Raw genomic sequence first — 24,024 nt, 5'->3', positions numbered from 1 at the left:
GGCTGGGGCGAGGGTTAATGCACTGTAATTAAAGTGAATTTTATTTCCCTTTCAGATCCAGCCAGCCCCTCACCCTAACCCTCTCCCCAAAGGGGCGAGGGAACCGAACAGTGCGAATTTCCCTGTCAGAGCAATACATTAGCCTATTTGTTAAATTATAAAAATTTACTGGGGATACCTCAGCCTTCAGGGGCTTTTTTTCTCTGGATAAACGTATCCATATTTATGCAATATCACGCTTTACTCAGCCGCCCTATCTAATTAATCGCATAAACGAAAACAATAAATAAGACTATTCCGAAGCATATTTCGCATCTAAACCTATATTTCACCACCTTTCCCATAAATTTAGGTAGTTATTCATTTAATACAATACCGATATACTTCTTCTCGCCCCGCCCTCATGAATTATTAAATTAATACATTGATTTTATTAAGGTTATCTAAAATGAGAAGAATATCTCTGGCAGTTTTGATTATGGGTAGTTTATCAAGTGGAGTCGCTTTCGCAGACAACCAGAGCGTTTCTATTGGTTATGCACAAAGTGACGTCCAGGATTTTAAAAATATTCGCGGTGTTAATCTGCAGTATCGCTATGAATTTGACTCACCTTTTAGCGTTGTCGGCTCATTTACCTATATGAGTGGCAGCGAAGACCGTAATTATTATGTTGATTCTGATGCGGTCAATACCAATATTGATGTGAAGTACTACTCATTAATGGTGGGCCCGGCTTATCGTATCAACGACTATGTTTCCCTGTATGCGCTTGGTGGCGCGGCACGAACCAAAGCCGATGCGGATGTGAAATGGTTAAACGCAGGCACCAATGACATCATGCGCGATAGCGAATCCTACAAATCGACCTCTTTTGCCTATGGCGCTGGCATCATTATCAACCCGGTTGAAAACATGACCGTCAACGTGGGCTACGAGGGAACGACAGCAGACCTCGACGATAAATACAGCGTTAATGGTTTTAACGTTGGCATCGGCTACCGTTTCTGATCGCATAAAACTCCATTTCTCTCCCTCACCCAGGGAGAGAAACTAAATTTATACTAGACAAAAACCCATCTATTACGCTGAACATTCCCTACATAAATCACATATTCAGCCAAAAATAATTTTGTATAGTAAACAACAGTAATACACTCCCCTTCGAACTTATCCACCTGTGGGGAAAACAGATGCAACTAGGGATAGATATTGGCGGCACAAAAATCGAAGCCGTAGTGTTAAACGAAAATGGGGATACCGTTTATCGCCAGCGTTATGCCACGCCCAAAGAGAGCTACCAGCGTTTTTTTCAAGCCGTCATCACTGCCATCACCGACGCACGTGAGGCAACGCAGAGCCCCCTCACCATCGGGCTTGGGATCCCGGGAGCTGCCGATGCTGACGGCCTGATTAAGAACTCCAATATTCTGGTACTCAATCAACAACCCTTCATCCAGCAGCTCGAAGAACAATTGGTAATGCCAGTCGCGGTCACGAATGATGCCAACTGCTTTACCCTTTCAGAAGCTATGGACGGCGCAGGGAAAGGTTATGGCGTGGTATTTGGCGTTATACTCGGCACCGGTTGCGGTGGTGGTCTTTGCGTGGATCAGCGACCTATTACCGGGCCTAATGCCTGCGCCGGGGAGTGGGGGCATAATTTTCTGCCGCATTATCAAGCCGAGAGGGACGGCGCCCCCACCGCATGTTATTGCGGACAGATAAACTGCATTGAAAGCTTCATCTCCGGCAGTGGCCTGGAACGGCAATATTTTCAGAAGTTCGGGCAACATGTTAGGGTGCCTGGAATAATTGATATGCTGAATAAAGGTAATCCACAGGCAGCACAACTCTGGGATCTGTATCAGGATCAGCTAGCACGCGCACTGGCCGGGATCATCAATATGCTCGATCCTGACGCTATTGTATTAGGCGGTGGCGTATCGAATATTAAGCAGCTGTATCCCGGCCTGCAGTCGCGTATTGCGCGGTATGTTTTTGGCAAGCGGTGCTGTACACCGATTATTCAAGCACAGCACGGTGACAGCAGCGGCGTTCGTGGTGCCGCCTGGCTTGGCGCACAACGCTAACGACGAAGAGACAAAGAAGAGATGACAAAGACAGTCAGAATAAGAGATATCGCCGCAGCCTGCGGCGTTTCCCCTGGCGCGGTGTCCCGTGCGCTTAAAGGCCAGCCCGGCCTCCGGGAAGAGACGCGTTTACGCATCATTGCCGTTGCAGAACAGCAGGGATACGATTTCTCTCGTTTACGCAGCGATAAAATCAAGCGAGTACTGTTTTTACTCCATCGTCAGCATAATATCAGCCGCGCAATGCCTTTCTATTCGCCGTTGTTTCTAAGCCTTGAGTCCGCTTGTCGAGAACAGGGCATCGCACTGAGCTTTCTGTCCATCGGCCCAGGTGATGCCGTGGCCGATCGCGTCATGCTGCATCAACCCGATGCGCTGATCTGCGCAGGATTTTTCGAACCCGAACTGCTGGCGCTGCTTGAACAGCTTAAACTCCCGCTGGTGCTGGTCGATCTCTGGGCACCGAATTTACCCTGTATCAACCCAGACAATATGCAGGGCGGCTATCTGGCAACCCGTCATTTGCTCGAACAAGGGCGCAAGCGCATTGCCTTCCTCGCCAGTACCCTCTCCCACTACAGCATCCATCAGCGCGAGAAAGGCTATCGCAAGGCACTCTATGAGGCTCAACTCCTCATGCCGCCTGAGTATGAAGCCATTGCCCCACCGCAATTAGATACGGAACGATCGCTGCGGCAAGCGATTGATGAATTGCTTGCACTGCCTGAACCTCCAGACGCTATTTTTGCCTACAACGATGCTACCGCGCTCCTGGTGCTACAGGCTTGCGCTCAACGTGATCTACGGGTGCCTGAAGATATTGCGGTGGTGGGGTTTGATGATATTGAAACAGCGGCCTGGGCTCAGCCCGCGTTAACCACTCTGGCAGTCGATAAAGACCGATTAGGCCAGCAAGCGCTGGAAATTCTGCTGGATAATAAAACGGATACCAACCTCTTATTGCCTGTTCATCTGATGATCCGCGCCAGTTCTGGGGCCTAAATGGACGGCCTTTTCCAGGCAGCATTTGGTCAAGGAGAGGACGCTATTTCGAGTCAATAGTGGCAGATATTTAAAAATAAATGAATAAAGCATCGTCATATGGCGGAGAAAAACGATAATAAGTTCGTGATAATTATTGTTCCCCAGGAAATACGATGCGTAAATTTGCCTTCAGCGTGTTCACTCTGTTGCTCACGGCCTGTTCTTCAACACCGCCCCCAATGCTGACTAAAATAGATTCATTGGAAATTCCAGTCGTTCAGAATATTTCTTCAACAACATCTCCCGCAGAGATGACCTCACTTCATCAGGAAAATAAGTCAATCATTGATAATCTCACCTTAACACTGAAAACAGATTATCTGCTCGATGTAAAAACCGCTGATATATTTGATGATCATAGCCAGGCGCATCAGGTTTATCAGACACTGTCCAAATTAGACCAGATACGGTTAGTCAATAATCTTTACTTAAAAGAAAAGAACATGGATGGTCTGGTCAAAGTAAATAGTTCGCTGGTTTCTCTGGTGCAAGGATAAAAAAATCCCCTGTATACAAAATGACAGGGGATTTTTTTTAGTGCGGTTATCTATTGACCGAATCGATAGCTTACGCCAGCCATCACAGAACTGATGTCACTACTGATACCAATCTGATTCTCATTACCCACGTTACTAACCCATTGATATTCCAGTCGGCCAGACCAGTTGTCATTAAAGGCATACTCGGAACCCACAGCCAGCACCGGACGGATACCGGTATCAAAATCATTGTGGCCTTTAATATCAGACTCTGCGCGGTATCCCATTAATCCTGCACGGCCATATAGATCCCAATCATTGGTCAAACCGTAGCTGGCTTTCATCGACACCTGCAGTCCCTGACTTTTCATCTGAGCACCTGAGCTATTATGCTGACCGTGAATCTGCATATTTCCCAGATAATCATACCCTCCTTCGACAGCCAGCCATGGGGTAATCTGATAACCGGTAAATATACCGCCACCCACATTATCACGGTCTAAATTTGTATGCTGTCGAGTATTGGCATCAGAATAATGTGTCCAACCAAATTTAGATCCTGCATACCAACTGCCAACATCCGCAGCAGCAAAAGCGGTAGTCGCAGTAAAAGCATTCACAATGATTAATGTAATAAGCGTTTTTTTCATGTTAATCCTATCGTCGAACCGTTAGTAGAAATAATAAAAACAATGGTTCTACAGTAAGATATAAGCGTTAAATTGATAATCGCTAAGTTATTTAAATTTGGACAAATAACTCGATTTGAATCCATCTGAAAATAATATTTTCTTTTCCAATGACACGATCAGGCTGGCATACACGTTTTTTTCAGCGATTGAAGCCCATCAGGTGATATTGATGGTTGACGCCAGCAACAGCATTCCTGTTGGCTACCGATTCGACGCGTGATCCAGGTCTCCTTGCGAGCAGAAACTGCACATCGGGAATATTCCTGTGTTCAATATCACAGTTGGCGACAGAATGAAGTGACGGGATACGGTTACGAAAATATTCTACAAACGTTTCGATAGGGAAAGCCAACGAGAATTGGGAATGTAAGTTGTTGAAAGTGGCGGAGAGAGGGGGATTTGAACCCCCGGTAGAGTTGCCCCTACTCTAGTTTTCGAGACTAGTCCGTTCAGCCGCTCCGGCATCTCTCCGTTTTGATAGTTGGCATCATGCCGCGTTATTTGGCATTTTAACAGAACCAGTCTATTCAATTGCGTTCAAGTGACGAGTTTGCGAGCAAAATGATGATTAAATGGCCCTGGAAAGCAAGTGATACTACCGATAAAGCCGAGTTACCGTGGGCTCAGGCCCTGGCGATCCCCCTATTGGCGAATTTAACCCACGACGAGCAGGCTAAGCTGGTGCAGCTTGGCGAACGTTTTTTGCAGCAAAAGCGGTTGGTATTCTTGCAAGGCTTAGTCGTTGAACCGGTTACCGAAGCGCGAATTGCGCTGCTATTTTGCCTGCCAATCATGGAACTGGGGTTAGACTGGCTCGACGGTTTCCATGAAGTGTTGATCTACCCGGCGCCGTTTGTTGTGGATGACGAATGGGAGGATGATATCGGCCTAGTACACAATCAGCGCGTAGTACAGTCCGGACAAAGCTGGCAGCAAGGGCCAATTGTTCTGAACTGGTTAGACATTCAGGATTCGTTTGATGCTTCTGGCTTTAACCTGGTCATTCATGAAGTGGCACATAAGCTTGATACCCGCAACGGCGATCGTGCTAGTGGCGTACCTTTTATTCCCCTGCGCGAAGTCGCCGGATGGGAACATGACCTGCATGCGGCGATGAATAACATTCAGGACGAAATTGATTTAGTCGGCGAAAACGCCGCCAGTATTGATGCCTACGCGGCGACCGACCCGGCCGAATGTTTTGCCGTGCTCTCTGAGTATTTTTTCAGCGCCCCAGAACTTTTCGCCCCGCGCTTCCCGGCGCTGTGGCAACGTTTCTGTAGTTTCTACCAGCAGGATCCCCTTCAGCGGTTACGGGATAATAATAGACACGATGAAAAATCCTCGGTAGTACACTAAAACAACAGCTTGCGCTAAATCCAGCCAATTGAATCAGCAAGTTAAATTTAGTGTTGACACAATTATCGTGTACCAGTAGTATTCGCCTCGTTCACACGATTCCTCTGTAGTTCAGTCGGTAGAACGGCGGACTGTTAATCCGTATGTCACTGGTTCGAGTCCAGTCAGAGGAGCCATATTTAAGAAGCCTGCTTAGGAAACTAAGCGGGCTTTTTGCTTTTTACTGTCTCAAAAAATCTGGCCACAGCCCCCCTTTTCACCCTTCACCACCATCACAGCTTCGAATTACCTCACTCACACCATAATTGTTCCCAATAACTGACGCTGCAAAAACACATCATTTTTATTTCGCGCTCTATCACTTACATAAATAAACATCAGCAATTCAAAATAGATGTGCCTATATATTTAATTCCCCCTATAACAAAAGCGCTGAAATCAATCCAGACGAACTATCTATTTGGCATCCAACCAATATCTTTGAAATCAGCCAGTTGGTTGTCACTCGATACCCTAACTATCATTATCGTTATAAGGAAATTAACATGCAGTTGGACTTCACACTTCAGTTTACGGATAACGCCTGGTATCCCACTCTTGATATTAATAACTTTAAATCCGTAACGGGTAGCAACATCAATATTCAGGAAAAAATGGTTCTGTCATTTAGCGCTCCGGGAAAAATAACCGAAGGGGATATCACCGTCACCACAAACCCATGGTGCGAGCTTAAGACGGCAATTGAGTCGAGCGAAATCTCCAGCGGTATTTTTGATATCAAACTAACCATTACAGCCGCAAACGGGGCCATCAATGATGCCATCGACAATATTCACATGGGGGTAAACGTCTCATCTGATTCCGCGGCGAAATGGGAAACCTTCAAAAACACCTTTACCATTGCCGCTGATGAAGAGACGCAGACCACGGGTGAGCTGTTGGTGACCTGCGCCACATTCCCCGCCGGACTAGAAGAAACGGCATTAGAGCTGGTGTTAGTGCGCGGTGAGAAAAGCGAGGTTCTCAATCCAACTGCGGGAACAAACGCTTTCAATATTGATGCCGGTTCCTACGCTGTTTCGGCGGCAGAACTGCGTACGGTCGATGGCACCGTACGTGCCCAAGTCAATCTGAGTGCTGAAACACTGACCATCACGAAAGGTCAACGCACCTCACTCACTGTTGCTTTCGAGCAAGCTGAACTTAGCACCACGCTGGACATTACGATTGACCTGGCCGCAGACCATGCGCTGTTCAATGAAGCGATGAGCCTGACCTACCTTGAGAATAACGTTGAAAAACAGCATTTCACGTTATTGGCCGGCCAGAATCTGCGCCTGGAGCAGTTACCCGTTGTAGGCCAGTTCAGTGTGCGCATCGATGATATTAGATTGAATAACGTTCACTATCTGTTTGATGCCATCAATGGCGCCCTGAATAATCAGCTTCATACAGTGATATTAGGTCATGAACAGATTCGTCAGAACGATGACACACAGAGCCAATCAGCGGCGCTCACTGTCATCGTTAAGGCTGAAAAAACCGTTGCTGCCACTTTTGATTTGCGCCTTATTGAGGACAAATCTCTCCCACGTCAATATCATTTCACTCAGTTGCCGATGCAAACAGGTCGCCAAACGCAATCCGTGATGCTTGCCCAGGGTACGTATCAGATAGCGTCCAGCACGCTGATTCACGATGATGTCGTGCATTATATTGATGTCGACTCAACCACACTGAATGTGGACAGCCAGTCCGCCGTTACTTTAACGGTGACGATTACCGAAGGCGCCAGTTTACGCGTGAAAGGTTTCCCTGACTTCTTGAGCTTTGGGGGTTGCGCGGATATGTCGCCGAGTAACGTTGAAGATATGGCCGAGGCCCGCATTTCTTCGCTGTTCAAATATTCCGGCGATGACGGTATGGGCGATGCCTCTGACTATCTGGATCCGGCCAAAGAGCCAACCTCAAAAATTATCCAGATGGCGCGCGATGTTGAAGCGATTACCCATGACAGCGTTCTGCCCGTCATGGTTTCTTATACCTGTAACTTATCGTTAGGCGATGTCGAAAACATTATCGATGATCCGCTGCGCCATAAATTCAGCTTCGCTAACTTCATCCAGGCCCTGAAAATGGCGCAAGCGATGAAGGACGATGAGCACTCGGTACCTGCGGGCTTTATCGTTAACCCGGATTATCTGGGCGAATGTCAGAAGTACGGTTTTACGCCGGACTACGCGATCCCAGTACGCCAGCCCTTAGCTGAAGCCATGGCGCATCACGGCGTGAATATCGACATTCCAGCAGCAATTACCGACACCCTTAAAGGCTATATCAAAGGGGTTAACTGGTTGGTTCGCGTTGTCGCACCGGATGTTGTGCTCGGCTGGCAGCTGAACCTGTGGAGCGTAGGGGGTTCCCAGTGGGTTTATAGCGACTTCACCTATGACGACGTTTTCGACCCAGAAGATGGCGTTAAGAAAAAAATGACCATCGACCCAGCTCTGGCAGGCAAACTTTGTGCCCAGTATGCTCTGTTGGTGGGCGTTTTTGACGATATCGAGTACACCCGTACTGACGGCACTGCCGCAGTCGCCAAAGGCGCTGACTTTATGGCGGCAGACCGCTATGAAGCCGACGATTTTACCGCTCGTGCCTATAAAAATGGTTACTGTTACTCACCGTACGAATGGGATCGGACATTCGATTTCTGTGCTTCCCTGAGCCGACATCTGCGTCAGCCGGTCCTGCCATGGCAGATGCCAACAAGCCGTCTGGCAAGCGTATCCGAAGACGTCGCCTCGCTCGATGAGCAATTCTGGGGAACCGGCGGCAGCTATCTGATGGGGCATGCTGAAATTGGCAACTCAGTAGAGGCTATTAACGCCAATCTGCTGAATATTGAATTCCTTGACGTTCATACCAGCATGATGGGCCGTAATCCGCAGGAGCTGTTCAGTCGCCATGATTGGGATCTGTCGGAACCTAAATATGCTGACTTCCCGTCACGTGGTATTTTCCACGTCCAGGTTGGCGGTGGCGCAACCACCGGCGTGGTGAGCGCAGTGAACCGCAATAGCAGCAGTTGGATGCGTGCGAAGCTGAAAGCTTACCGCAACAATCCTGTGAAATTCACAAAATAACCGCTAACGCTACCCACCGGTGGTGGGTAGCGTTTTTCGCTGCGTTAAATCTGGTAATCCAGAGCCGCCTCTTCAGGCTCCATCGCCTGCCGTTTAATCTCTTCAAGAGACAATCCAGCATTACACAATTCAATAAAGCGCCACACATAGTTACGCTGAAGCTGGCCACGTTTGAGTCCCAACCAAACGGTATTCGCATCGAAAAGATGATGCGTATCCAGCCGTACCAGGCTCCCAGACTCCTGCGGGTCGCCCGATTGCTCGGCCACAAGGCCAATACCCAGGCCCAGATCAACGTAGGTTTTAATGACGTCTGAATCCTGCGCGCTCAGGACAATATCCGGCGTTAACCCTTTCCGGCTGAAGGCCTCATCAATGCGTGAGCGACCGGTAATGCCTTGTCGATAGGTAATTAACGGCCAGCGGGCAATCGCTTCCAGGGTGAGCGGGGTTGTCTGGGTGAGCGGATGATCTTTGGGCACCAGTAGGTTGTGATGCCAACGGAACCAGGGAAAAGCCACCAGCGTGGCGTCATTACTAAGGCGTTCGCTGGCGATACCGATATCCGCGCCACCGCTGTGCAATAGCACATCAATTTCCTGCGGCGTCCCCTGAATCAACTCAAGGCGAACATCGTCGAAAATTTCACGGAATGCCTTAATCACCGGGGGCAGACTGTAACGTGCCTGCGTGTGAGTGGTGGCAATAGTCAGCACACCGGAAGCATCATTAGTAAACAGATCGGCCAGGCGACGCACGTTACTGGCCTCATTCAGAATACGCTCAGCAATGACCAATAATGCTTTACCCGGCTCAGTCATCCCAAGCAGACGCTTCCCACGGCGGATAAAAATCTCAATTCCCAACTCTTCTTCAAGCTCGCGAATATGGCGGCTGACACCGGACTGAGAGGTATAAAGCATATTGGCAACTTCGGTCAGGTTATAGTCCTGCCGCGCCGCTTCACGAATTATTTTGAGTTGCTGGAAGTTCACGCTTCACTCCGGATCAATCAGACATTACGCTATTGTTAAAGTCTGTTGCCCTCGTGAACAAATAATAAAAACCAGCAACTTATATCTGAATGGAATATAAGCTTAGCTGACCAGCTGCAATTCTCGATTATCCAGCATCGGACGGCTAACCAATGAGATCAAAATTTCCTTCACCGCCTGGGCCTCTGGCGTCAGTTGTCCACGTGCCGAAACATTCAGCGACAGCGGCAAACTCATTGAAGGAGTGGTAATGCGCGCCATCCAACCGTTAGCCGCGTTACACAGCGAGCGTGCAGCTGACTCTGGCAGTACAGTGACCCCCATTCCGCTGGCGATTGCCGCAGTGAGCGTTGAGATAGATTCAATTTCACCAATAATTTTTGCCGTTAAGCGGCGCAGCGAAAACGCTTCATCCACGCGGGCGCGCACGGCGCTGTAGTCGCGAGGCAGGAACAGGTTCATTTCAGCAACCGTGGTGAGGTCGACGCTTTGGCCTGGGCAATGACTCGTACCCACCAGATATAAATCTTCTTTAAGCAGCGGCTGGCTCACAATCCCCGCCAACGGCGCACGGTCATAAAGCACCGCCATATCCAGTTGGTTATTGAGCAGTTTTTCATTCAATACGGTACCGCTATTTTCGTGCAGATAGACCAGCACGTCCGGTAGCTCATTACGTACTGCCTGGAGCAGCGGCATAGTGATTGACGATGCTGCCGTGCCGGGCGCAAGGCCAATGGACACGGTACCGCTCAGCGTCTGTCCCACATTGTTCACAGCGAGCTGAGCCTGTTCACACTGACGTAAAATCGTCCGGGCATGGGTATAGAGCACCTTACCCGCTTCAGTCGGGGTAACGCCCCGCTTGGTGCGAATTAACAGTTGCTGATCAAGCTCCCCTTCCAGCGTCGCGACCTGCTGGCTCAGCGCAGGCTGTGCAATATGCAACACTTCTGCTGCCTGAGTCAGGCTGCCGATATCGACGATTTTTACAAAATACTTGAGTCGTCTGAAGTTCATTTTTGCCTCCGAAAGGATCCACTGCCACACTGGCGTTAAGTAATCGGAGGAGTTGCAAGATGCTTGCCAGTTTTTAAAATCCACCTAAAACCCCGCAATCCTATCGCTCAAGGCCTTTTTAGCTGCTGTCAGAAGATTACGATCTGCCCCATAAGGGGTATATCTGCACTTTGACGGTGCAAATGTGCTAAAAAAACAGCAATCCCGTATGAATTGCTGAAATTGTCAGCAAACGAACTTATTAGCGCTTTCATCCTTTGACAAGCCAGAGGGACATCGTTAATATTCGCCTCGTTCACACGATTCCTCTGTAGTTCAGTCGGTAGAACGGCGGACTGTTAATCCGTATGTCACTGGTTCGAGTCCAGTCAGAGGAGCCATATTTAAGAAGCCTGCTTAGGAAACTAAGCGGGCTTTTTGCTTTCTACAATCGAGCATTCAATCTCCGCTATCATTCCAGCCCGCTTTCACGCTCCATACTGTTCAAATTCCACCGCGTCACGCACCTTCACTAACACCGCGCGCAACTGCTCAAGCGTGACCGAACCCAGCGCAATTCGAATAGCCTGAGGGACCGTCTGTGAAGTACAAAAAGGTTCAGCCGTTGATACGGAGATATTATTTTCCATCAGCGCGTTAGCCAGTCTGTCGGCGCGTGATTCATCCGGCAAAGGCAGCCAGGCAAAATAGGAATTCGGGTGTGAGACATAGGGAAGACCGGCAAACGTTTCTCTCAGTATCGCTTGCCGTTTACGGGCATCACGCCGCTTTAGCGTCTCAAAACGGTTAACCGTACCGTCCTCAATCCAGGTGCAGATAACACGAGCGATCAACGATGGCGTATTCCACGTGGTAGCGCGTACGGCCCTTTCCAACGCGGTCCGATACGCGGCGGGACAGACCACAACGCCAACTCGCAACCCGGTTGCCACATTTTTAGAAAACCCGGTGATATACACCGTGCGGTCCGGCGCATAACACGCCAATGGCGGAGGCGGCGAGGGGCAAAGGTAAGCGTAGGCCGCATCTTCAATAATCAATAGATCATGAGCGGTGGCAATGTTTGCCAGTGTTTGTCGTTGGCGGTGACTTAATACCCAACCCAACGGGTTGTGTAATGTCGGCATGACGTACACCGCCCTAACACGCCGTTTTTGACAAAGCTGTTCGAGCGCAACCAGGTCTGGCCCGTCAGCGAATGACGGTATCGCGACAAGCTCAAGATGATAAAGCGCTGCCAGCACTTTAAACCCCGAATAGGTTAAAGCGTCTACCGCCACGACGTCACCGGGATGCAATAGCCCCATCACCGTCACAGCCAGCCCATGTTGCGCACCATTGACGATAATCACACTGTCCGCCGTGGTCTGAAATCCGCGAGTACAAAGGTGCCCGGCAATAATCGTTCGATCGTTTAGCCTGCCGGCGTGCGGCTGATAGCGTAAGTGCGACTCGATATCGCCTGCCAGCGCAATCTGCCTGAGCGCATCACGCAAATGCTCACCCTGCCCCGGCAAAGACGGATAGTTAAAGTTGAGGTCGATAACATCGGTAGCGACGGCTTGTTGGTCAACGCCGTGGCCGTAAGGCAGCGAAATTTCCCGGACAAACGTTCCTCGTCCCGTTTCGCCGCTGACTAATCCCATGGCTTCCAGCTCACGATAGACCCGCGTCGCGGTGGCAAGCGAGACCTGTTCCTGGGTCGACAGCATCCGATGAGTCGGTAGCTGCGTCCCAGGAGAAATCGCCCCGGTTCTAATTAAATGAGCCAATCGGTCTACGATGCTTTTGTATCGTGCCTTCATCAATTGTATCCATGACAATTATTTGATTGTCTTAGATCGTTGAGATTACCATTCGCCCAACAAATGCTCAAACCGACAAACGCTATCGTATAAGTGAGGTGTGTGGTGGATTCAGGATTAGCTAAGACCGATTCAGGCTCGATTTCTGGCTGGTTTAATGGACTGCTGGGTGTGGTGATTTTTAGCGGTTCTTTGCCAGCAACGCGCATTGCGGTGCTGCATATGGATCCTTTCTTCCTGACCTTTACGCGAGCCTCTCTGGCAGGAATTCTGGCGGTTGGGCTGATCGTGGGTTTTCGTCAGAAACGACCTCTTGTTTCACAAATCCTGCCGTTGGTTGTGGTGTCATTAGGCGTGGTTATCGGTTTCCCCCTGCTGACCGCCATGGCGCTACAGCACGTAACGTCAGCACACTCTATCGTTTTTCTCGGGCTGCTTCCGCTGACAACCGCTATCTTTGGCGTTCTGCGCGGCGCTGAGCGCCCTGGAATAGCGTTCTGGATCTTCTCGCTCATCGGCAGTTTTCTGGTTATGGGGTTTGCCCTCTCACAAAGTGCCTCCGTTTCGCTGACCGGCGATCTGCTGATGCTGGCGGCGGTCGCGGTTTGTGGCCTGGGGTATGCCGAGGGAGCAAAGTTAACGCGTGTTCTCGGAGGTTGGCAGGTCATCAGTTGGGCGTTAATTATCTCTCTACCGGTGATGCTGTTTGCCACGGTGGTCACACTGCCGGAGAGTTTTAACCCTATGACAGCGGCAACCTGGGCAGCGTTAGGGTATGTTTCCGTATTCAGTATGTTGATTGGTTTTATCTTCTGGTACAAAGGGCTGGCAACGGGTGGGATTGCTGCGGTCGGCCAATTACAGCTTCTTCAGCCTTTTCTGGGATTGGGTCTGTCCGCCACACTCCTGCATGAAACAGTAAGTCCCATGATGGTGCTGTCAACGCTCGGCGTGATTGCCTGCGTGATTGGCTCCCGCAAATTCTCTCGTTAATATGCCCCGATAAACCACGTACCCACCGGGGCAAAGCGTTTTACAATGCCGCGCGGATCATATCCAACACCTGCATATTGCGCACCGTTTCTTCCAGCGGGATGACGCGCGAGGGTTCGTTCAGTATGGCACTAGAGAAATTGCGGATCTCCGCCTGGTAGCGATCCGACTCACTGACCGGCAGCTCCCGCACACCTTCCGACGTATGCAGATAAACCGTGCCGGCATCATCGAGGAAGGGTTTATCAATGCACAGCATGCCCTTAGTACCGATAATTTCTGCATAGTTACGACCAAATGCATTGAAGCCACAGTGAATGTTGGCAATGAGACCATCGTCGTACTGCAAGAGCGCAGAAAGATTCGTGTCGACACCCTGATCCGTTTCACAGAGCGCTTTACACTGCACCGGCAGGCGTCCGGTAATCATGCCGATAAAGTTTACCGGGTAACATCCAACATCGTATAACGAGCCGCCGCCCAGCGCGGGTTGCATTTTGATGGTATTGGGGCGATCTAACAGAAAACGGAACGACACGTTGATATGGCGAATGTCACCCAGCTCGCCGCTTTCTACCGCCTCTTTGACCACGCGCACCCGGTCGGTGTACTGGTACATAAAGGCTTCCATCAACAGACGGTTGTGTTTTACCGCGATCAGCTGCATCTCCTGTGCTTCGGCGGCGGTTAACCCCAGCGGTTTTTCACACAGTACATGTTTACCGGCTTGTAGCGCGCGAATCACCCACTCTTTATGCAGCGAATTTGGCAGCGGAATATAGACGGCCTGAATAGCGTCATCAGCAAGCAACGTGGCATAGTCGTCGTAGCTCTGGTCCCACTCACCTGTCGGTAACTCGGCTTTATTGCGGGAGGCGACAGCGTAAACGCGCGCATTTTCAGCACGGTTAATGGCTGGAATCACGGAATTTTTAGCGATTCGGGCGTAACCCAGGATGCCCCAGTTAATCACATCACTCATTCAATACTCCTTTTTAATCGGTGGTGTTGCTGAGCGTATACACCTTAGCAAAAAGCCCGCATCAAGCGGGCTCCAGGCAATACACAGTCATACACTCACAAGGCATGTTGTGAAGTACTGATGTTCACCGGCATACCGGAACGACGTTCTAGCGTCGCGCTGGCACGTCCTGCATCAACTCCTTCCCCTGCGGTAAAACTACGCAGGGCTGGCGTAATAGGCAATGGAACTTTGTTGTCTGATTCATATTCTGCGCGGTTGCGCGATAACGGTTCGTGGACTTCAACCCAGCGGCTACCGTCCGGCTCTGTGGTGTATTTCACCGGCTGGTCGATAATCTGCACTCGCGTCCCCACTGGGACGTTATCAAACAGGTATTTAATATCGTCATTACGCAGGCGGATACAACCCTGGCTCACGCGTAGCCCGATACCGAAGTTAGCATTGGTTCCATGAATGGCATATAGACGACCAATATAGATGGCGTACAGTCCCATCGGATTATCTGGCCCGGCGGGGACATATGCTGGCAGGCTTTCCCCCCGTTTGGCGTACTCACGACGGGTGTTCGCCGTTGGCGTCCAGGTGGGGCCCTCCGTCTTACGTTCAACGGTAGTCACCCAATTGCGCGGCGTTTCGCGCCCAGCCTCGCCAATACCAATCGGCAGGACTTCAACGGTCTCGCTGTCCGGCGGATAGTAGTACAGGCGCATCTCTGCGACGTTCACCACAATTCCCTGTCGTACCGTATTCGGTAAAATCAACTGCTGTGGCACCACCAGCGTAGAACCAGATTTCGGCAGAAAGACATCCACATCAGGATTCGCCTCCAGCATATTGCTCAATCCCTGCCCATGCTGGGCGGCAAACGCCTCCAGCGGCAGGTGGTTATTCTCCGGCACCGTGATATTTAGCGTGCTGCCCACCAGTCGACTTCCCTCAGGGGGGAGTGGATACGTCACAGCAAGCGCGCTGTGGCTGCAAAATGCCAACACCAGCGTACACAATAGGTTAACCCGAGGTTTCATTTCCCTTTCCTCATTCACGGCAGATATCGGTTAATTATAGCTTTTTTCGCTCGCCACGCTGCGATTACCTTCCCAGAGAATAATGTGCTTAAAGGTTAATCAGTTGTTATGTCGACGCGGGCTAGCGCTTTTGTTTCATCATCCGCTGGCATACTATCGGGAAATGCTGCAGATTCGACACAAGGAGCGAACGATGAGTAACACGGGCGTAAATTTGACCCCTGAGCAAGCACTGGACAAACTCCAGGCGCTGTACGATCAATCGGTAAAAGCATTACGTGACGCGATTCGTCTGTTCATTGACGACCGCTCCCTGCCCAGCGCACAAGCGCGGGCCAACGGATTATTTGTCTACCCCCAGCTTTCCGTATCGTGGAGCGGATGCGCGCATAAAGCACAAAAAACCCGTGCTTTTGGCCGCTTTACCCACTCAGGCTGTTACACCACCACCATTACCCAGCCAGGGCTGTTTCGCAGCTATTTGCTCGAACAACTGACGCTGCTGCATGAAGATTATGATGCGCAGATTGAGGTCAGCGCCTCCCAGCACGAGATCCCTTTTCCGTATGTGATAGATGGCCTGAATCTTGATCGTTCGATGAGTGCAGATCTCACCCGTTTCTTCCCCACGACCGAATTGTCGCAGATTGGTGATGAGACGGCTGATGGCCTGACCCATCCCACCGAGTTTTACCCGCTCTCACACTTCGACGCGCGACGCGTAGATTTTTCCCTGGCACGTCTACGCCACTATACGGGGACGCCAGTCGAGCATTTCCAGCCGTTTGTGCTGTTTACTAACTACACCCGTTACGTCGACGAGTTTGTGCGCTGGGGCTGTAGCCAAATCCTCGACCCCGATAGCCCGTATGTCTCGCTTTCCTGTGCTGGCGGTATCTGGATAACCGCCGATACCGAAGCCCCGGAACAGGCGATTTCTGATTTAGCGTGGAAAAAACATCAGATGCCGGCCTGGCATTTGATCACCAAAGACGGTCAGGGGATCACCTTGATCAACATCGGCGTAGGGCCGTCCAACGCGAAGAATATTTGCGATCACCTGGCGGTGCTGCGTCCCGACGTCTGGCTGATGATTGGTCACTGCGGCGGTCTGCGTGAAAGTCAGTCGATCGGCGATTACGTTCTGGCACATGCCTACCTGCGTGACGACCATGTCCTGAACGCAGTATTGCCACCGGACATCCCAATCCCAAGCATTGCAGAAGTGCAGCGCGCATTATACGACGCTACCAAGCAGGTCAGCGGAATGCCGGGCGAAGAAGTTAAACAGCGTCTGCGCACCGGTACCGTCGTCACAACGGACGATCGTAACTGGGAGCTGCGCTACTCCGCCTCTTCGCTTCGCTTCAACTTAAGCCGTGCGGTGGCGATTGATATGGAAAGCGCCACCATTGCAGCCCAAGGCTATCGTTTCCGCGTTCCCTACGGCACGCTGTTGTGCGTGTCGGACAAACCGCTGCACGGTGAGATTAAGCTGCCAGGACAGGCCAACCGTTTTTATGAGGGGGCTATTTCGGAGCACTTGCAGATTGGTATTCGCGCCATTGATCTGCTGCGTGCCGAGGGCGACCGCCTGCACTCCCGTAAACTGCGCACCTTTAACGAGCCGCCATTCCGCTAAGCACAAGACATTAAATATCACAGCAAAGCCTGTATAACAGCAGGCTTTTTTATCGATTTAGGAAGGGAAATAGAAAAGCAAAAAGCCCGCTTAGTTTCCTAAGCAGGCTTCTTAAATATGGCTCCTCTGACTGGACTCGAACCAGTGACATACGGATTAACAGTCCGCCGTTCTACCGACTGAACTACAGAGGAATCGTGTGAACGGGGCGAATATTAACGGGGTACCCCGTGGTTGTCAAAGCCTGTTTGGCACAAAACAATTCGTTTGCCGATTTATTCTGCAATTCGTTTAAAAAGCATCTTCAGTCGCCGATTTATCCTTCAATCAAGGCGATGCGCTGTCTGTTTTTTTCGCAGGCATATACTTCCACGCCCAGCGACCCGTTCTCAAACGGTGGTAGAAGCACGTTGCACGTGTTGCCCAGTCGAGGAACATCCCCATCCAGACACCGACCACGCCCATTCCCAGTACAATCCCCAGCACATAGCCCACCACCACACGGCACCCCCACATGCTGAGCATAGAGACCCACATGGCGAAGCGAACATCGCGAGCACCTTTAAAGCCCGCCGGAAGCACCCAGGAGGCCGCCCAGATAGGCATAAAGGCGGCGTTCATCCACAACAGGACTTTCACCACCTCTTTAACATCTTGTTCTTGGGTGTAGAACGAGGCAAAAAGTCCGGCAAACGGTGCGGTGCCCCAAGCTATAAGCGTCAACACAATGGTCGACATCCAGAAAACATGGCGCAACTGTCGTTCAGCCTGCGCCAACTGCCCGGTGCCCAGACGTCTGCCGGTGATGATGGTTGAGGCCGATCCGAGGGCGTTTCCTGGCAGGTTAATCAGTGCCGCCACCGAGAAGGCGATAAAGTTACCGGCAATGACTTCGGTACCCATCCCGGCGACAAACATCTGAGTCAACAGCTTACCGCCGTTAAACAACACGGACTCAATACTGGCGGGAATACCAATGCCCATCACTTCCCAGATAATGGCGAAGTTGAGCGGCTTGAAGTAACTTTTCAGCGGAATACGCAGCGCCGGGTTGAAGCCGACCATCAGCACAATGATGGTCACCACCGCGCCGATATAACGGGAGATGGTCAACCCGAGCCCGGCACCGGCAAAGCCCATCCCGTCCCAGGAGAAGATCCCGTAAATCAAGATGCTGCTGATAATGATATTAAGGATATTCATCCCGCCATTAATCATCAGCGGAATTTTGGTGTTCCCTGCCCCGCGTAGCGCGCCGCTACCAATAAGCGCAATCGCCGCCGCAGGATAACTTAATACCGTCAGCTCAAGGTAAGTTAGCGCCAGCGCTTTAACTTCTGCATTGGCATCACCGGCGACAATATTGATGATCTCAGCGCCGAAATAGTGAATGATCGCGGCCAGCACTATCGCAAACAGAGTCATGATTACCAGCGACTGCCGCGCCGCCGCGCGTGCTCTACGCCTGTCGCGCTTACCCAGACTAAAGGCCACCACCACGGTGGTACCAAGGTCAACCGCCGCAAAGAAGGCCATGATGACCATATTAAAGCTATCGGCCAGCCCTACTCCCGCCATTGCCTCTTTCCCCAACCAACTTACGAGAAAAGTACTTAATACGCCCATTAGCAAAACGCAGGTATTTTCCAGGAAGATAGGCACAGCAAGGGGGGTGATTTCACGCCAGAAGAGAACTCGATAACTTTTGCGTTTTTTATACCAGGGGGTACTTGTGACGGCCTGGCGAAGGGCGGCGGTGACGTTCAAAATGGGCCTTAGATCAGAAAGTTGAAACTCCATTTCAAATGATGATGGAGAAATGCTGATCCTGCAAAACATTTTTCCTTAATTTTTGTTGGGAATGACGACAAATTGTTGATGGAATAGGCAATTGCAACACATGATGATAATTGATGTTTGACAAAAATTTTTTCGCCGCTAAGATACGACTCCACACCGATTCCTCTGTAGTTCAGTCGGTAGAACGGCGGACTGTTAATCCGTATGTCACTGGTTCGAGTCCAGTCAGAGGAGCCATATTTAAGAAGCCCGCTTAGGAAACTAAGCGGGCTTTTTGCTTTTCTATTACTTTTGGTCCAATAGGTTACAGTACAAATCCGTAGTGAGAGCCATCCGGCAGTTCAACATCAAAACGTAGTTTTCCACCGGTCGCTTCAACGTAGCGCTTAAGCGTGGACAGTTTCATATCGCGTCCAGGCTTTTCCATGCTGGCGACTGTAGGTTGACGGATTCCCAGCACCTCGGCCATTTCCACTTGCGTTTTCTGCACTTTCTCTCGCAGTTCGGCAAGATGGATGTTGAGCAGAATATCCGCCGCCATCGCCTGCGCATCGGCCACAACGTCCGGTTTTTCATCTGCAAGAAGCTGTTCGAGCGTTCTGCCCATTGTGTTACTCCTTATCATCTAACGTATTCAGATAATCAGTAAATTCCCGGTCAGCAACCGCGATCATCTGATTATAAAAACGTTTTTCATTACCGACCTTGTTACCAGCACAAAGCAGAATGCCGGTTCGGTAAGGATCGAAGGCGAAAAATACCCGTATCGGATCGCCTTGGCTCTGTACACGCAGCTCTTTCATATTGCTGTAGCAGGAACCTTTTATCCTATCAGCATAGGGTCTGGGCAATCCCGGCCCCTTTTCCCGCAGCACGAGTAGCAAAGCCAGCACACTGGCCCGGTCGGTTGCGCAGAGCGTGCTAAACCAATTATCAAATCCATCCGTAGTCTTAATTGTCCACACAGGACCTCCTGAAAATATAGATCACAAACTATATAGATGCAAACCAATAATGGGGATAATGACGTTTTGTAAGAAGAAACGCATACGCGTTTGTCGGGAAGTGGAAAGAACGTTCCGATTTTTAAATTAGGCATGTGCAAACGATTCATCGCGTTGCGGTGCAGGCCGCATAAGCGTTAGGGAGCGAGGTTTACTGATAAATACTTTAATGAAGTCTGCGACAGGCCAGCAGGCTTATCGGATAGTGGCTGGAAATCGCACTCACGGTAAGAAGAGCCATATTTTAAAAGCCCGCTTAGGAAACTAAGCGGGCTTCTTGCTTTACATCCCTTCTATGCTTTCGCGCGCCATCTACGCGTCAACATTTTCTCCGCTTCAACAATCAGGAACATCGCAAAGCCAATAACAAACGTGATAACCCAATAGCGGAACGGCAGCGATTCTGTGCCAAACAGCATCTGCATAAACGGCGCGTAGATAATCAGCAGCTGCAGGACCAGCAGCACGCCGCTCACAATCCAGATCCCTTTATTCTCCAGCAAACCCTTGCTCAGTGAGAAGCCATCCGATACGCGGCAGTTCAGCATGTAGAACCACTGCGCGGTGACCAGCGTTTGCAGTAGCACGGTGCGGATAAACTCTGCCGAGTAGCCGCGCGGTTGCAGCCAGGCCTCTAACACAAAGGCACTGATGGCAATCATCAAACCGACAAACACCACACGCCAGATAGCATAACCATCCATCACATGCAGATTCGGCTTACGTGGCGGCCGGTTCATGATGTTCTTTTCACCCGCCTCAAACGCCAGACCAAAGGACAGTGTTGCCGATGTCGCCATGTTCATCCACAGGATCAGCACTGGCGTTAAGGGAATCAAGTTGCCTGCTAACAGCGCAATAATGATCAGTAGCCCCTGGGCTATGTTGCTAGGGATAATAAACAGGATGGTTTTTTTCAGGTTGTCGTAAACCCGGCGTCCTTCGTGTACCGCTCTGGCGATAGTGGCAAAGTTGTCGTCCGTGAGCACCATATCGGCAGCTTCCTTGGTGACCTCAGTGCCTTTAATCCCCATCGCGATGCCAACATCCGCACGCTTAAGGGCTGGGGCATCGTTCACGCCGTCCCCGGTCATCCCCACCACTTCCTGCTTACTTTGCAATGCCTGCACCAGACGGAATTTATCCTCCGGGCTCGTTCGCGCAAAGATATCGTATTTTTGCGCCGCCTCGCTCAGTTGCTGATCGTCCATCACTTCCAGCTCGCGTCCGGTGATAGCGCTGCCGGCATTACCAATACCCAACATCTGCCCAATGCTCATTGCCGTTTGCGGGTGGTCGCCGGTGATCATTTTCACGCGAATACCGGCTTGTAGGCAGTCGGCAATGGCGGTGATGGCTTCCGGGCGCGGTGGATCCATCATGCCGGCAATGCCGAGCAAAATAACCCCATCTTGTAAGTCCGGATGATCCAGCTCGCGTTGCCCATTCGCAGCAGGCTTCCAGGCAGCCGCCACCATGCGCAGCCCCTCGCGGGCGTATTCTTCAATTTTCGATTCCCAGTAAGGTTGATCGAACGGCTGTAGTCCGTCATCGGTCTGCTGGAATTGGCAGAGCCGGAACAGGACGTCCGGCGCACCGGTAATTAAAATGACCTCTTCGTCACCCAGGCGATACAACGTAGACATGTACTTGTATTGCGAATCAAACGGAATTTTGCTGCGCATTTCGGTATCGAGCGCCGGTAGTGGGATTTTTGCCGCCAGCACCTTCAGCGCCCCTTCGGTCGGCCCCCCGGTAATTTTCCACAGCCCCTGCTCATCTTTCATCAACTGGCTGTCATTACACAGGTCAATCGTTCGCAGGTAGCGCTCCAGCAGGGAGCCCTGAGCGACAGTGACGGGTGTTGGATCATCAATAGGATGAATGTTGCCTACCGGTTCGTAACTGTCTCCCTCGACGCGATAGGTCGTCTGCGCGGTAATCACGGCTTTGACCGTCATTTCATTCATGGTCAGGGTGCCGGTTTTATCCGAGCAAATAACCGTCATCGCCCCGAGGGTTTCGACGGTTGGCAGCTTGCGAATAATGGCTTTGTGACGCGCCATCGCCTGCACACCGAGCGAGAGGATAATAGAGATAATGGCGGGTAATCCTTCAGAAACCGCCGCCACGGCCAGGCTGATAAGCGACAGCATCAGTTCTGAAACCGGCATGTCCCGGAACAGAATACTGAATACAAACAATGCCGCCATCATCACCAGAATTGTGATGAAAATGGTTTTACCGAGCTTGTCCATTTGCACCATCAGCGGCGTACGATGTTTCTCGATGTCCGACATCATCTGGTTGATATGGCCCAGTTCAGTATCGCCACCGGTCGCAACAACAACCCCTTTCCCACCGCCTGAACTCACCGTCGTCCCGGAGTAGAGCAGGTTATAGCGGTCGCCTAAGGGGAGTTCTCCACTCAACGCCTCGGTATTTTTCTCTACGACGGTGGATTCGCCAGTGAGGATCGCCTCTTCAACGCGAAGATTGTGAGCCTCAATAACACGCAGGTCGGCAGGAATACGATCACCTGCGCGAACCACCACGATATCCCCCGGCACCAGCGCCGTTGTGGGAACCGTTTCATGGCTCCCTTGCCTGACCACCACCGCCTCGCTGGAGAGCATATTACGGATGCTTTGCAGCGATTTCTCGGCATTGCTCTCCTGAATATGACCAATCAGGGCGTTAATCACGGCAACCCCGAGAATCACCGTCATGTCTATCCAGTGCCCCATCACCGCCTTGAGCAGAGCGGCAGCCAGCAGAACATAGATAAGGACATCGTTAAAATGCGCCAGAAAGCGCATCCATGCGGGCTTGCCCGGTTTTTGCGGTAAAGCATTCTCGCCATATTGTTGAAGTCTTGCCGTCGCGTCGGAGCCGTTAAGTCCGTCGGCGGTGGAATCAATATTTATCAGGGTTTCTTCAACGGTTTGTTGATAAAACGGACGGCCAGGTTTTTCTGTTTTCATCGTTCCTTCCTCAGCTTTAATCAGAAATCACCTTTACACTCATGTCATTAACGAACAACAAAAACAGGAACATGCGCGTAGCGCACAATACTCGCTGCCTCCGATCCTAATAAATGGGTTTGAATATTAGGGTTGCGCGACCCGACAAGAATCACATCAGCAGAAAGTTCGTCGGCGAGCTTTATCACCTCATCACGAATATTACCGCTGCGGATATGTAGATGAACCTCATCTGGCAACAGATTGATTTTTTTTAACTAACTCAGCCAGTTTTTCTTTCGAATTATTCATCATATATTCATCCATTTTTCGCGCATCTGAAATAAAGCCGCGAGTCAGTTCGGGCGAGAATCGGGGAATGACATGCAGTAAATGGATTCTGCCCGATGCGCTTTGCGCCAGGAACTGCGCATGCTGTAACGCTTTGTCTGCAAGGCTAGTCTCGTAGACATCCACCGGAACAAGAATATTTTTATACATAGCGAGCATCCTTTTTATAACCAATATGATAGTCATTGAACAAATAGAGAACGTATAAAACGCAAGGAGATATGCTTTACAACCGAGTATGAGAAAATAAAGTTGATGATATTAAACGTAGCACAGGAATATCAGAATCCGCCCTTCATTGTTAATCTTTTTAATTATCATAAAGTTATTCATAAGTTTTTGATGCAACTGCCATCAGTAGTCCAATGACTGTACACACCACTAAATTTGGTTATTTACGTTTTATTTTTTCTGCGACTATGCTCAATAACAGGCACTTATCATTAATTTTCTGTCATACACTCCTGGATAATGGAGAAGTGAATGTTCGGTTATAGCCTGATACGTCTTGGTTTTTTTATTATGCTTGCCATTGTCGCCTGCACTGCGATCGGTTTATTTACCTATGTGGTCGTCTCGGCGCTGGCGGAATAGCCTCCCTTTAACTCGGGTAATGACAATTGATAAAAC

General features: G+C 50.4%; 19 protein-coding genes, 5 tRNA genes and 1 pseudogene. 11 read left to right on the top strand and 14 right to left on the bottom strand.

Annotation, left to right across the window (positions count from 1 at the left end; translation table 11 throughout):
• Positions 1–448: 448 nt before the first annotated feature.
• The 4 genes from U0026_RS08905 to U0026_RS08890 all read left to right on the top strand — a co-directional run bounded on the left by U0026_RS08905 (position 449) and on the right by U0026_RS08890 (position 3,632).
• Positions 449–1,009 carry an Ail/Lom family outer membrane beta-barrel protein gene (locus U0026_RS08905; RefSeq protein ID WP_062778124.1) on the top strand — a complete coding sequence of 187 codons (561 nt, stop codon included), beginning with the start codon at positions 449–451 and terminating at the stop codon, positions 1,007–1,009.
• A gap of 182 nt (positions 1,010–1,191) precedes the next feature.
• A complete protein-coding gene (locus tag U0026_RS08900) occupies positions 1,192–2,091 on the top strand; it encodes an ROK family protein (RefSeq protein ID WP_062778122.1) in 900 nt (299 codons plus the stop codon).
• A gap of 21 nt (positions 2,092–2,112) precedes the next feature.
• A complete protein-coding gene (locus tag U0026_RS08895) occupies positions 2,113–3,093 on the top strand; it encodes a LacI family DNA-binding transcriptional regulator (RefSeq protein ID WP_062778120.1) in 981 nt (326 codons plus the stop codon).
• A gap of 155 nt (positions 3,094–3,248) precedes the next feature.
• Positions 3,249–3,632, top strand: a complete 384-nt coding sequence (locus U0026_RS08890) for a YdgH/BhsA/McbA family protein (protein ID WP_062778118.1) — start codon at positions 3,249–3,251, stop codon at positions 3,630–3,632.
• A gap of 50 nt (positions 3,633–3,682) precedes the next feature.
• Here U0026_RS08890 and U0026_RS08885 read toward each other — a convergent pair whose 3' ends face one another.
• On the bottom strand, positions 3,683–4,264 hold the full coding sequence (locus U0026_RS08885) for an outer membrane beta-barrel protein (protein ID WP_062778116.1): 582 nt from the start codon (positions 4,262–4,264) through the stop codon (positions 3,683–3,685).
• Between the two features lie 423 nt (positions 4,265–4,687).
• Positions 4,688–4,777, bottom strand: a tRNA-Ser gene (locus U0026_RS08880).
• A gap of 90 nt (positions 4,778–4,867) precedes the next feature.
• Between U0026_RS08880 and mtfA the strand changes: the two genes are divergently transcribed.
• From mtfA to U0026_RS08865, 3 genes are all read left to right on the top strand, one after another.
• The gene (gene mtfA, locus U0026_RS08875; RefSeq protein WP_073971205.1) at positions 4,868–5,665 is read left to right on the top strand and encodes a DgsA anti-repressor MtfA; all 798 of its coding nucleotides are present in this window, start codon (positions 4,868–4,870) and stop codon (positions 5,663–5,665) included.
• Positions 5,666–5,765: 100 nt separating this feature from the next.
• Positions 5,766–5,841: transfer RNA gene (locus U0026_RS08870), tRNA-Asn, on the top strand.
• 369 nt (positions 5,842–6,210) lie between these two features.
• A complete protein-coding gene (locus U0026_RS08865; protein WP_062779827.1) occupies positions 6,211–8,811 on the top strand; it encodes a translocation/assembly module TamB domain-containing protein in 2,601 nt (866 codons plus the stop codon).
• Positions 8,812–8,855: 44 nt separating this feature from the next.
• On the opposite strand, the gene cbl is transcribed toward U0026_RS08865, so the two are convergent.
• Both cbl and nac read right to left on the bottom strand, forming a co-directional pair.
• Complete coding sequence (cbl, locus tag U0026_RS08860; protein ID WP_062779825.1) at positions 8,856–9,806, bottom strand: HTH-type transcriptional regulator Cbl; 951 nt, start codon at positions 9,804–9,806, stop codon at positions 8,856–8,858.
• Positions 9,807–9,908: 102 nt separating this feature from the next.
• A complete protein-coding gene (gene nac / locus U0026_RS08855) occupies positions 9,909–10,826 on the bottom strand; it encodes a nitrogen assimilation transcriptional regulator NAC (protein ID WP_062779829.1) in 918 nt (305 codons plus the stop codon).
• Positions 10,827–11,130: 304 nt separating this feature from the next.
• On the opposite strand from nac, the gene U0026_RS08850 reads away from it, so the two are divergent.
• Positions 11,131–11,206 (top strand) — tRNA-Asn (locus tag U0026_RS08850).
• An 87-nt stretch (positions 11,207–11,293) separates the two neighbouring features.
• Here U0026_RS08850 and U0026_RS08845 read toward each other — a convergent pair.
• Positions 11,294–12,631, bottom strand: coding sequence for an aminotransferase-like domain-containing protein (locus U0026_RS08845; protein WP_062779807.1), 1,338 nt, complete (start codon positions 12,629–12,631; stop codon positions 11,294–11,296).
• 102 nt (positions 12,632–12,733) lie between these two features.
• Between U0026_RS08845 and U0026_RS08840 the strand changes: the two genes are divergently transcribed.
• Positions 12,734–13,624, top strand: a complete 891-nt coding sequence (locus tag U0026_RS08840) for a DMT family transporter (RefSeq protein WP_062779809.1) — start codon at positions 12,734–12,736, stop codon at positions 13,622–13,624.
• 40 nt (positions 13,625–13,664) lie between these two features.
• Here U0026_RS08840 and U0026_RS08835 read toward each other — a convergent pair whose 3' ends face one another.
• Both U0026_RS08835 and ldtA read right to left on the bottom strand, forming a co-directional pair.
• Complete coding sequence (locus tag U0026_RS08835) at positions 13,665–14,606, bottom strand: Gfo/Idh/MocA family protein (protein WP_062779810.1); 942 nt, start codon at positions 14,604–14,606, stop codon at positions 13,665–13,667.
• Positions 14,607–14,701: 95 nt separating this feature from the next.
• Positions 14,702–15,634 carry a L,D-transpeptidase gene (ldtA, locus tag U0026_RS08830; protein WP_062779812.1) on the bottom strand — a complete coding sequence of 311 codons (933 nt, stop codon included), beginning with the start codon at positions 15,632–15,634 and terminating at the stop codon, positions 14,702–14,704.
• A 193-nt stretch (positions 15,635–15,827) separates the two neighbouring features.
• Here ldtA and U0026_RS08825 point away from each other — a divergent pair, with 193 nt between their 5' ends.
• On the top strand, positions 15,828–17,276 hold the full coding sequence (locus U0026_RS08825) for an AMP nucleosidase (RefSeq protein WP_062779814.1): 1,449 nt from the start codon (positions 15,828–15,830) through the stop codon (positions 17,274–17,276).
• 118 nt (positions 17,277–17,394) lie between these two features.
• On the opposite strand, the gene U0026_RS08820 is transcribed toward U0026_RS08825, so the two are convergent.
• The 3 genes from U0026_RS08820 to U0026_RS22760 form a co-directional block, all read right to left on the bottom strand.
• Positions 17,395–17,470 (bottom strand) — tRNA-Asn (locus tag U0026_RS08820).
• A 133-nt stretch (positions 17,471–17,603) separates the two neighbouring features.
• Positions 17,604–19,076, bottom strand: a complete 1,473-nt coding sequence (locus U0026_RS08815) for an EmmdR/YeeO family multidrug/toxin efflux MATE transporter (RefSeq protein ID WP_062779916.1) — start codon at positions 19,074–19,076, stop codon at positions 17,604–17,606.
• On the bottom strand, positions 19,052–19,231 hold the full coding sequence (locus tag U0026_RS22760; protein WP_373859632.1) for a DUF5951 family protein: 180 nt from the start codon (positions 19,229–19,231) through the stop codon (positions 19,052–19,054). The genes U0026_RS08815 and U0026_RS22760 overlap by 25 nt, the downstream gene beginning before the upstream one ends.
• A 6-nt stretch (positions 19,232–19,237) precedes the next feature.
• On the opposite strand from U0026_RS22760, the gene U0026_RS08810 reads away from it, so the two are divergent.
• Positions 19,238–19,313: transfer RNA gene (locus U0026_RS08810), tRNA-Asn, on the top strand.
• A gap of 67 nt (positions 19,314–19,380) precedes the next feature.
• Here U0026_RS08810 and U0026_RS08805 read toward each other — a convergent pair.
• The 4 genes and pseudogenes from U0026_RS08805 to U0026_RS08790 all read right to left on the bottom strand — a co-directional run bounded on the left by U0026_RS08805 (position 19,381) and on the right by U0026_RS08790 (position 23,544).
• Positions 19,381–19,683, bottom strand: a complete 303-nt coding sequence (locus U0026_RS08805) for a helix-turn-helix domain-containing protein (RefSeq protein WP_062778255.1) — start codon at positions 19,681–19,683, stop codon at positions 19,381–19,383.
• Positions 19,684–19,687: 4 nt separating this feature from the next.
• Positions 19,688–20,041 (bottom strand): type II toxin-antitoxin system RelE/ParE family toxin, encoded by a 354-nt coding sequence (locus U0026_RS08800; RefSeq protein WP_062778257.1) that lies wholly within the window; start codon positions 20,039–20,041, stop codon positions 19,688–19,690.
• A gap of 332 nt (positions 20,042–20,373) precedes the next feature.
• A complete protein-coding gene (locus tag U0026_RS08795; protein ID WP_062778259.1) occupies positions 20,374–23,064 on the bottom strand; it encodes a cation-transporting P-type ATPase in 2,691 nt (896 codons plus the stop codon).
• Positions 23,065–23,111: 47 nt separating this feature from the next.
• Positions 23,112–23,544 (bottom strand): annotated as a pseudogene (locus tag U0026_RS08790) (universal stress protein).
• Positions 23,545–24,024 lie beyond the last annotated feature (480 nt).

Origin of the sequence: Kluyvera intermedia (assembly GCF_034424175.1) — a bacterium.
In the GTDB taxonomy this organism is placed as follows: domain Bacteria; phylum Pseudomonadota; class Gammaproteobacteria; order Enterobacterales; family Enterobacteriaceae; genus Kluyvera; species Kluyvera intermedia.
Note: the sequence above shows the minus strand (reverse complement) of the source record. Positions and strands in the feature narration are given on the sequence as shown.

What these genes read in the sequence shown, in the direction of transcription:
- U0026_RS08905 (WP_062778124.1), top strand. Translation starts at nt 449, where the DNA reads ATGAGAAGAATATCTCTGGCAGTTTTGATTATGGGTAGTTTATCAAGT.
- U0026_RS08900 (WP_062778122.1), top strand. Translation starts at nt 1,192, where the DNA reads ATGCAACTAGGGATAGATATTGGCGGCACAAAAATCGAAGCCGTAGTG.
- U0026_RS08895 (WP_062778120.1), top strand. Translation starts at nt 2,113, where the DNA reads ATGACAAAGACAGTCAGAATAAGAGATATCGCCGCAGCCTGCGGCGTT.
- U0026_RS08890 (WP_062778118.1), top strand. Translation starts at nt 3,249, where the DNA reads ATGCGTAAATTTGCCTTCAGCGTGTTCACTCTGTTGCTCACGGCCTGT.
- U0026_RS08885 (WP_062778116.1), bottom strand. Translation starts at nt 4,264, where the DNA reads ATGAAAAAAACGCTTATTACATTAATCATTGTGAATGCTTTTACTGCG.
- mtfA (WP_073971205.1), top strand. Translation starts at nt 4,868, where the DNA reads ATGATGATTAAATGGCCCTGGAAAGCAAGTGATACTACCGATAAAGCC.
- U0026_RS08865 (WP_062779827.1), top strand. Translation starts at nt 6,211, where the DNA reads ATGCAGTTGGACTTCACACTTCAGTTTACGGATAACGCCTGGTATCCC.
- nac (WP_062779829.1), bottom strand. Translation starts at nt 10,826, where the DNA reads ATGAACTTCAGACGACTCAAGTATTTTGTAAAAATCGTCGATATCGGC.
- U0026_RS08845 (WP_062779807.1), bottom strand. Translation starts at nt 12,631, where the DNA reads ATGAAGGCACGATACAAAAGCATCGTAGACCGATTGGCTCATTTAATT.
- U0026_RS08835 (WP_062779810.1), bottom strand. Translation starts at nt 14,606, where the DNA reads ATGAGTGATGTGATTAACTGGGGCATCCTGGGTTACGCCCGAATCGCT.
- ldtA (WP_062779812.1), bottom strand. Translation starts at nt 15,634, where the DNA reads ATGAAACCTCGGGTTAACCTATTGTGTACGCTGGTGTTGGCATTTTGC.
- U0026_RS08825 (WP_062779814.1), top strand. Translation starts at nt 15,828, where the DNA reads ATGAGTAACACGGGCGTAAATTTGACCCCTGAGCAAGCACTGGACAAA.
- U0026_RS08815 (WP_062779916.1), bottom strand. Translation starts at nt 19,076, where the DNA reads ATGGAGTTTCAACTTTCTGATCTAAGGCCCATTTTGAACGTCACCGCC.
- U0026_RS08805 (WP_062778255.1), bottom strand. Translation starts at nt 19,683, where the DNA reads ATGGGCAGAACGCTCGAACAGCTTCTTGCAGATGAAAAACCGGACGTT.
- U0026_RS08795 (WP_062778259.1), bottom strand. Translation starts at nt 23,064, where the DNA reads ATGAAAACAGAAAAACCTGGCCGTCCGTTTTATCAACAAACCGTTGAA.